The organism is Actinotalea alkalitolerans (assembly GCF_023369855.1).
Lineage (GTDB): Bacteria > Actinomycetota > Actinomycetes > Actinomycetales > Cellulomonadaceae > Actinotalea.
Window position 1 is genome coordinate 1 of sequence record NZ_JAMBPP010000020.1, and the last position, 7970, is coordinate 7970.

The window sequence follows — 7970 nt, forward strand, 5'->3', positions numbered from 1 at the left end:
CACGCCCTCCTCTCGGCAACTACCGACAATCCCGAGAACCACGCCCGACCGAGAAGGACCGGTGGATCAGGGCTCAGGGGAACAGCCGCGACCGGGCGGCATGGGGGTCCGCTGCCCCTCGGACGCGTGCCGCACGCTGACGACCGTTCCACATCAAGGTTGCAAGACGGCCCTTCACCTCGGCAGTGCGCGCTTACGCTCGCCTCATGACCTCAAGGATCACGTGGACGTGCACCCCCTGCGACACTCCGGTCGATGACGGCAAGGGGTACCTCTCTGTGGACCTCACCGCCGTCGCCGAACACGAACGGGCGTGGGACGAACTCGACGAGCGGAAGCGTGAGACGGGGCGGCGCGGTGTGACCGCCAGTGAGCTCGCAGACATGCCGGAGCACGTGACCTGGGAAGCGGCCCACACCAAGTGCGTCCCGGAGAGCAACACCTACGACATCCCCATCGACGCCGTACGGACCCACGCATACGTGATCGAGCAGACCGCGCACATGATGGAGAAGAGCTGGATCGGGGCAACGAACTGGACGTCAGTGTTGCGCTGGTGCGCTCTGCAGTGAGCGCCGAGATCACCCGCTCGGAGGACCCGCGGCGAGCCGGCGCCGCGTACCGTGACGATCGCCCCCGGTGGCCACACACCCCCTGCGCGGCCACTGGGGGCACTAGGACCGCCCGCAAACAGTGCTCCGCTGCCGTCGGCTCACCACCACGCTTACCGCCGCGAATCTGATCCGAACCAGGCCGTGATCGCCCAGCTGCCTCACTGTTGCGGTTTCCGGGTCGGTCCCGGCGTCGGATGATCGAGTGGAGTTGTGGGGTCTGGAGCGGTCAGGCGGCGGGCCCGCGCGGCGAGCGCCTCGGGTGTGTTGCCTTCGACGATCCCACCGGATCCGGCAGCGCGCCGGACCTGGGCGATGCGGGCAACGAGGTCATATAGGACCGTGCTGCCTCGCCGGTAGGGCTGAGCACCATCTGGCATCTCGGACCGTGCACCGCCTAGACTTGAGGTGGAAGCAACGGCGGATTGCCCGCGCACTTGTGCGCCGGTCGTCTGCGGGGCCCCAGGTGAGGGCGCTACGGCGCCCGGTGCTGCGGCAGCCTGGGGCTGCTTCATGTCTACAGGCCGTCCAGTGCGGGCGTCCAGCACGGTGAGCACGTCGCGCAGAGGCTCGATCCACCGTCCGTCGTCGACCGAGAGGTTCCGGTAGGCGCTCCACGAGACGGTGTCAGCGGCCCACAGCACCGGCTCTCGGCCCATCCGCCCGTGGTAGAGCGCGACGTTGGGGTCCACGTCGCCGAGGGAACGTAGCTGAGCGACGGTGGCCTGATCACTGCGGTTGAGCGCCTCGTCGCGGTTGCGGTCAGCCACGATCAGGCGCACAGCGTTCGGCCCGGTGCCTCGCGTGACCTCACGGGTGATCGCCGCCAGACAGATGGACCGTGCCCGCTCGACGGCGCCGTTGGACTCGGCCAGCGGGATGTCGACGGTCAGAACGTTCCACTGGGTCTCGCGGGCCAGGAACCGGTTCATCCGGGTGATCTCCGAGGCGCGGCCGTCCTCGTGCGCCTCGGTGGTATGCCAGTACAGGCTGCCGGCGATGTCGGTCAGGACTTCGCGGACGTGGTCGAGCTGGTCCTTGGCCAGGATGACCGCGCTCATGGAGTAGAACGGCGCCCCGCCCCCGCGCGGCTGGGGCCGGTAGGACTCGTCGACGAACGCGATCGTTCCGGGGGTGCGCTGGTAGAGCAGCGCGAGTCTGGGGTCACGCAGGGACGGGCTGCTCACGACCGCCCATCCCACCACGGCGGTGGGACACGGTGGCTCACATCTGCGGCCCGCCTTGCTCCGGCCCGCGGTGGAGGTCTTCGTGGCGGTTAGGTTCGGTGCTGGGCTGGGCTAGCCGCCGGGCCCGCTCGGCCAAGGACTCGGTTTCGGTGGCTTGCCCGGTCTGCTGGGCCCGGCGCACCAGCTCCTCCAGCCGGTTGCTGGTCTGTGCGCGACGTCGCTCACCCGCGAGTTCCTGGGCGAGCGGGGCGTCCGGGCCGGCCACGGCTTTGGTGCTCTGGTCGCGCAGTGCGGCGGTGGCTGTGGCCGCGTCGGTGCGTGCGACCTCTTGCACCCCTTGAGCCGCCCTGCTCGGCACGGGCTCGTCGGTGGTGATGGCGTACCGGTCGCGGTAGGCCACGATCCGGCGTACCTGCGCCCGCCACCGGTCCGCCTCGATCGGGTCGGCCGGAACCGGGGCCAGGTCGCGCGCCCATGCCGGTGGGTGGGTGCGGACCTCCTCGACCAGTGCGTCCAGACGTGCGGCAATCAGGTTGGCGTGGGTCTGTACCCAGTCGCGCACCTGGCGATCCACCGCCTCGCCGGTCAGTGGGCTGTCCACCTGCGCCGCGGTGTGGGGTGGTGGGGTGACCCAGGTCGGTAGCCCGTCGGTGCGCTCCACGCTCGGGGGCGCTGCGATGCGGTGGTGCAGCACCTGCGCCACGGACTGCGCAGAACCCAGCTCGCGTGCGGCCGCGGCCTGGCGCACGAGCCTGGCGGCGTCCGCTCCGGCGAGCTCGTGGCCGGCCAGCAGGTCCCGCAACGCCGGCCAGGCCTCGTCCTGGACCACGGCCCCACCCAGCTCCTCGCCCAGGGCGCTCGTCACCGCAGTCGTCAGTCGCTCCTCACGGCCAGGGTCCAGGACCCGGGCGCAGGCGTCCTCGTACTGGGGGACCAGCCGGGCCAGGGACACTGCCTGGTCGTACTCGGCCTCCAGGGTCGCGGTGGCCGACGGCACCGTGCTTGCCCTGCCCAGGACCGTGCGCAGGCTCTCGCGCACCGCCCGGGCGGGGGTGGGTTGGGCGTGCAGGTCGACCTCGAGCAGCTCATCGGTCACCACGTAGACCTGGTTGGTGTGCCGGCCCCGGGTCAGACCGGTGTACAGCTGCTCGCGGGTCGCCCCACCGGTCAGTAGGTAGTGCGCGGTGTCCACGGTCATGCCCTGGACGCGGTGCACGGTCGCGGCGTAGCCCAGCTCCACATGCTCGGCGACATAGTCCCCCGGGACGGTGACGAACCCTTGGTGGCTCGTGTGGCGCAGGCGCAACGCACCGTCCTGGTGACGCTCCACGACCTGCCACAGGTCACCGTTCTTGACGAAGTCGGTGCCACGCTCGACTCTCAACGACCGCGCGTTCAGGCGCGTGACGACCGTGTCACCGACCCCGGCCCGGGACTCGTCGTGCAGCAGGACTCCCCCGTCCTCGACCAGCCCGGCCGCCACCCGGTCCAGCCGGGCGCGCATCGACAGGCGCACGACGTCGTCGTTGCTCCCAGCGATCATCACCGAGTCCCGCCCGGTGCCGGTCTCAGCCCACCAGGCGGCGTAGAGCTCATCAGTCAGTGCCTCGCGCGTGCCGCCGCGGGTGCGCGCGTTCTCGATATAGAAGTCCAGGGCGTCGGCGTGCCCATCACGAAGGCGCAGGGACGCCGCGGCCTCACCGGGGGTGGTGAAGCGGTGCACGTGCTCCAGATGCGCCGCACCGACGTGGGTGTCGATCAGACGCAGCACGCCCCCAGCCCCCACGGCCTGCAGCTGCGCGGGGTCACCCAACAGCCGCACCGCCGCCCCATGTTCGGTGGCCACGCCAACGAGCCTGTCCAGCTCCGGGGTGGCGGCCATGCCCGCCTCGTCAACCAGCAGCACGGTCCGCTCGTCGACCACCAGGTGCTCGGGCACCTCCCCGACCCCCCCATCACTGTGGGCGTGCAGGAACTTGTGCAGGGTGTCCACCCCGACCCCGAGCTCCTCGCCCAGCACCGCTGCCGCGGCCGCAGACGGCGCCAACCCCAGAACCCGCCCGCCGGCCATCGCCACCGCGGCCGCGAACGCGGACATCGCCGTGGTCTTGCCCGCCCCGGCCGGTCCGATGCCCGCCTCCAGGACATGACCACCGGCCGCGAACCGCCGCGCCAGCCCGACCTGACCCTCGTTCAGCTCCCTGCCCCGCGCCGCCTCGATCTGCTCCACCGCGGCCACAAGGATCGCCTCATCAACCACGAGCCCACCGCGGGTGTGCGCCGCGGACAGCAAGCGGTCCTCGGCCCGCAACACCTCGGTGGAGGTGAACCTGGCGGTCGCGTGCTCGAGGTACACCGACTCCCCGTCCGAGCGCCGCAGGGGGGCCGGAGCAGGGTTCAACTCCGGCGGGCTCAAGGGCACAGAACGCCGCAGCGCCTCCCGTGTCAGGGCATCAGCCAGCTCCACCACGTCCAGCCCAGCGACGTCCGCGCCGGCCGCGCGGGCCACCCGCTGAGCCTCGGCCTGGACGTTGCCCACACTCCACACCGACCGGTCCTGGCTCAACGACGCCAGCACCCGACCGGCCAAAGCAGCGACCGTCACACCCGCACCATCCACACCCGCGCCGACCTCCGGCGTCAGCGCGGCCTGGACCACGTCGTCGACAGCGGCGGCCGACCCCAGGACCTGCGCAGCCCGCTCCCGCCACTGCGCCCGTCGGGTCGACAGCGCCACAACCTCGTCCTTGGCCCCGCGCGTGGACAGGGTCGCCTGCTGGGCGAACTTGAACTGCACGGCCTTCGTCGGTTCGTGCCCGTGCTGATCCCGGTAGGCGGTGATCAGGTCGCCATAGGCCCCCTCGATCTGCGCCCGCCGGGACGAGAACGCCCGCCGCAGCTCCACCGGAACCCCGGCGATCTCACGCACCGGCTGGCGACCGCGGCCTCGCCGCTCCTCGACGAACCGCACTCCCAGCCGGTCCCGCAACCCGGTCTCGACCAGGGTGTTGTACCGCTCGGACGCCGCGACCCCCAGGGCGTGCAGCACCCGACCGTCCAGGGACCGCCACTTGCCGTCAAGGCCCTGGACCTTGGTGGAGACCGCCACGTGCGTGTGCAGGTTCGGGTCACCGCTGCGCGAGTCCAGGTGGTCAAACGCCGTCGCGACGAACCCTCGGGTCTCGACCTGCGCCGCACCCCCAGCCCCGACCCGCGTCAGCGCCGCTTCCGACTCCAACCACCTCACGGTCGCCCGCCACGCCGCCTCATGGGTCTGCTGCACCGCGACCCGCAGCCGGTCATCGCCCAACGCCCACAAGGTGCTCACCGACTTCACCGGGGTGAAGACCATGTCGTAGCCGGCCACCGGCTGACGCTGCCCGGCCCCACGCCCAGCAAGGAAGCGGTTGACGTCGGCGTCCGACGGCGCCAACCCATCGCGCTCCCCCAGCACCCCCCGAGCGATGTCCCAGCGGATCAGGTCCCGCTCCACACCCGCCTGCGGGGACCGGTCATGATCGACCCGGAACTTCTCGAACGCCGACCGCAGCCGCACCTCGTACGGGTCCTGCTCCGGGGCGACGAACCGCGGGAACCGCCGGCCCAGCTGGGTCTGCCCCGTGGCCACATCCACGCTCGCACCCTGCGCGACGAAAGACTGCTCAAGCCGGTCCGCATCGGGGTGGCGCCCCTCACCGAACAGCGCCCGCATCTGCGTCTCGGACACCTGACCCGACACACCCAACGACGCCAGCCCGGCGCCAACCCACCGTCCAGGTGGATTGCCGTCGTGGACGTAGTAGTCGCTCAGCGACTCCCCCCGCGCCCGGTTCACATCACCGGACGCCACCTGCCGTGTCAGGTACGTGTACCCGTCCCCGGCGTGCAGGACGTGGACGGTCATCATCGAGCGCCCACCCCCTCACCGCCACACCGGAAACCACCGGCCTGCATGGCCACACACTGTAGTGCAAGAGGTGTGTACTGTTCGATTGTTGGCAACTGGAAAAGACTGGCTCCCTCAGAACGCGGTGCTGGTCTGGGTCGGACGTTCAAGGGGGATGAGATGTCGAAGGGTCGTACGTCTTCGCTCATGCAGGCTCGGGAGCGAGCTCGAGCCTCACGACTGAAGGTCCACGCCGAGCGTGAGCGACGCGACCACCTGATCGAGGAAGCTGCGGCCTCCTACTTCGCGGCCGAGTCCGACCGAGACGAGTTGCGGGAGAAGATCGCGGCAGTCGAGAGATCCATGGCCTCTTCCGTACTCGCGCTTCGCGCGCTCGGCGAGGCCACTTCCACCATCAGTCAGCTGCTGGGCATCGATGCTCGCGAAGTCCGACGGCTGGGCTCTACCGCGCCTGAAACAGATGTTTCCAAAGCCGAGAGCACGCCGGACGGGATGCAGCCGAAGGTGTCCGAGGCATGAAGGCGCACGCTTCCGCCGCTCGGCTCGACGACGGCAAGGCGTGGATCAACGCGTGGGTCAGTACTCGACCGGCTCTTGAGTGCCTCGGAGCCACACGGCCAACGCGAGCAGATCGGAGGTCGACCCTGCTGAGGGCAGGTCGGCCGATTACGACAGGTGACGACCTGGTGCTGCGCAGGACCGCATGGCGGCTGCCGTGGCGCTCGGCCGATGGTGTGCCGTTCCCTTCCCCCTCCAGCATCGACGCGAGCACAGACGCTACCCAGTGGGCCGCCCTGGCCCGCGCCGTCGCAGTGGAGTGGGAGACGCGTGTAGGGCCAAGTCTCTTCCTGCTGGCTGGTGGAGCAGGCGCCGTCTTCGGCATCCTGTCTGGTCAGCTCATCGCGATCCAGCGCCTCGAGTCAACGACCACGGCCACCGACTGGCTGGCACTCACCGTGCTTGCGTTCATCCTGGCTCTCGTCGCCGGCTCTGTTGTCTGGCTCATGTCCCGGCGCGACCTACGCCGGGCCTACCGCGACGCACCCATCTGGCGCCAACGTTCCGAACGCTACGAGCGCCGCGCCGAAGAACTCGCGGACCGTGAGACACGTAGCCGCGCGAGGACCATAGGCCTTGTCGCTACGGCAGGGGTGGTCCTCTGTCACCTGAGCTTGAGGCGATCTACCAGCTCGTGGCTGCCCTCGTCTCGACCGACCTAGCGCAATCCGAAGGCGGCTCCCGGCGCGGGCAGTGCCTTCCAGAAGTAGCGCCCATCCTCGGGGACGCCGTCCCACCACGAGGTCTGCAGGCCCTCAGAGAAGGCAGCTGGGACCGCCTGTCGACGCCCCCCAACGGTGAACCTGAGGGAGCGGAACAACTCGACGCTCGCGGGACTGCTCGCGAAGCCGGACACCGTCCGCACGCCACGGTGCGCAAGGCCCGCCACGCCGACGCGAACCAGTGCAGCACCGGCTCCCTGTCGTCGATAGGCCGGGTCAACAGCGACCTCCTCGATTGAGCCCACCAGCTCGATGTACGCGCGCAACCACCGGGCGTCCGGAGCGCCCGGCCTGCCCAGCGACGACAGGACGTCCGCAGCTTGGCCGTAGTGCGGCCCGGCATGCAGCGCGCCGACCACGCGCACGCCGTCGAAGAGGCCGATCCAGGTGTCTACGGGCGCTCGGTCACCAGTGCGCGCCATCCAAGCCCGGACCCGTCTGGCCTCCCCCGTCGAGTCGTCAAACGAGCCGGGCACGATCAGGTCAACCTCACGTTCGAACAGCGCCTTTGCCTGCTCCTGCTCCACTGCAGTCAGCGCGCGCGGCACCCAACGGTTCGAGGTCACAGCCATCATCGTGCCTCACCACTCCGACCCTCGCGTCGCACCAACCAGGGTCGGCCCCCAGCGATGCTGATCCAGCGCCTCCTCGTCAATCTCCACCATCACCCGGCCGAACGCGCGTAGATCCTGCACTGCCGGATCTCCTCATACGCCGCCCCGTCGAGCAGCCCGTCACGCCGGGCCTGCGACACCTCGTGGAACGTCCCCAGCTCGATCACCACCAGGTCATCGATGCCATCGTCGGTCCGCGGCATCGGCACGTACTGCCAGCGCGCGAGCTCGTCGACCAGCTGCTCCCGCGCCAACTCCCCCGCGGCATACCGCTGTGCGATCTCGTACGGGCTCGCACCACTGAACCCCTCGCGAACAGGCGGCACCGTCCGCGCCGAGCGCAGCGTCTTCGACACCGCCGCCTGTGAGAG

5 protein-coding genes and 1 pseudogene are annotated in these 7970 nt (G+C 70.2%); 2 read left to right on the forward strand and 4 right to left on the reverse strand.

Annotated features, from left to right (window positions below; genetic code table 11):
* The first annotated feature begins 206 nt into the window (after positions 1 to 206).
* On the forward strand, positions 207 to 572 hold the full coding sequence (locus M1R94_RS18405) for a hypothetical protein (protein ID WP_249383191.1): 366 nt from the start codon (positions 207 to 209) through the stop codon (positions 570 to 572).
* 200 nt (positions 573 to 772) lie between these two features.
* On the opposite strand, the gene M1R94_RS18410 is transcribed toward M1R94_RS18405, so the two are convergent.
* Positions 773 to 1798, reverse strand: coding sequence for a hypothetical protein (locus M1R94_RS18410; protein ID WP_249383192.1), 1026 nt, complete (start codon positions 1796 to 1798; stop codon positions 773 to 775).
* 37 nt (positions 1799 to 1835) lie between these two features.
* Positions 1836 to 5705 carry a MobF family relaxase gene (gene mobF, locus M1R94_RS18415; RefSeq protein WP_249383193.1) on the reverse strand — a complete coding sequence of 1290 codons (3870 nt, stop codon included), beginning with the start codon at positions 5703 to 5705 and terminating at the stop codon, positions 1836 to 1838.
* 159 nt (positions 5706 to 5864) lie between these two features.
* Here mobF and M1R94_RS18420 point away from each other — a divergent pair, with 159 nt between their 5' ends.
* The gene (locus tag M1R94_RS18420) at positions 5865 to 6224 is read left to right on the forward strand and encodes a hypothetical protein (RefSeq protein ID WP_249383194.1); all 360 of its coding nucleotides are present in this window, start codon (positions 5865 to 5867) and stop codon (positions 6222 to 6224) included.
* 697 nt (positions 6225 to 6921) lie between these two features.
* Here M1R94_RS18420 and M1R94_RS18425 read toward each other — a convergent pair.
* Positions 6922 to 7551: a GNAT family N-acetyltransferase gene (locus M1R94_RS18425; protein ID WP_249383195.1), complete on the reverse strand. Its 630-nt coding sequence runs from the start codon at positions 7549 to 7551 to the stop codon at positions 6922 to 6924.
* Between the two features lie 98 nt (positions 7552 to 7649).
* Positions 7650 to 7970 (reverse strand): annotated as a pseudogene (locus M1R94_RS18430) (hypothetical protein); the annotation flags it as partial.

Excerpts from the sequence above, each read along its gene's own strand:
- M1R94_RS18405 (WP_249383191.1), top strand. The coding sequence starts at position 207 with ATGACCTCAAGGATCACGTGGACGTGCACCCCCTGCGACACTCCGGTC.
- mobF (WP_249383193.1), bottom strand. The coding sequence starts at position 5,705 with ATGATGACCGTCCACGTCCTGCACGCCGGGGACGGGTACACGTACCTG.
- M1R94_RS18420 (WP_249383194.1), top strand. The coding sequence starts at position 5,865 with ATGTCGAAGGGTCGTACGTCTTCGCTCATGCAGGCTCGGGAGCGAGCT.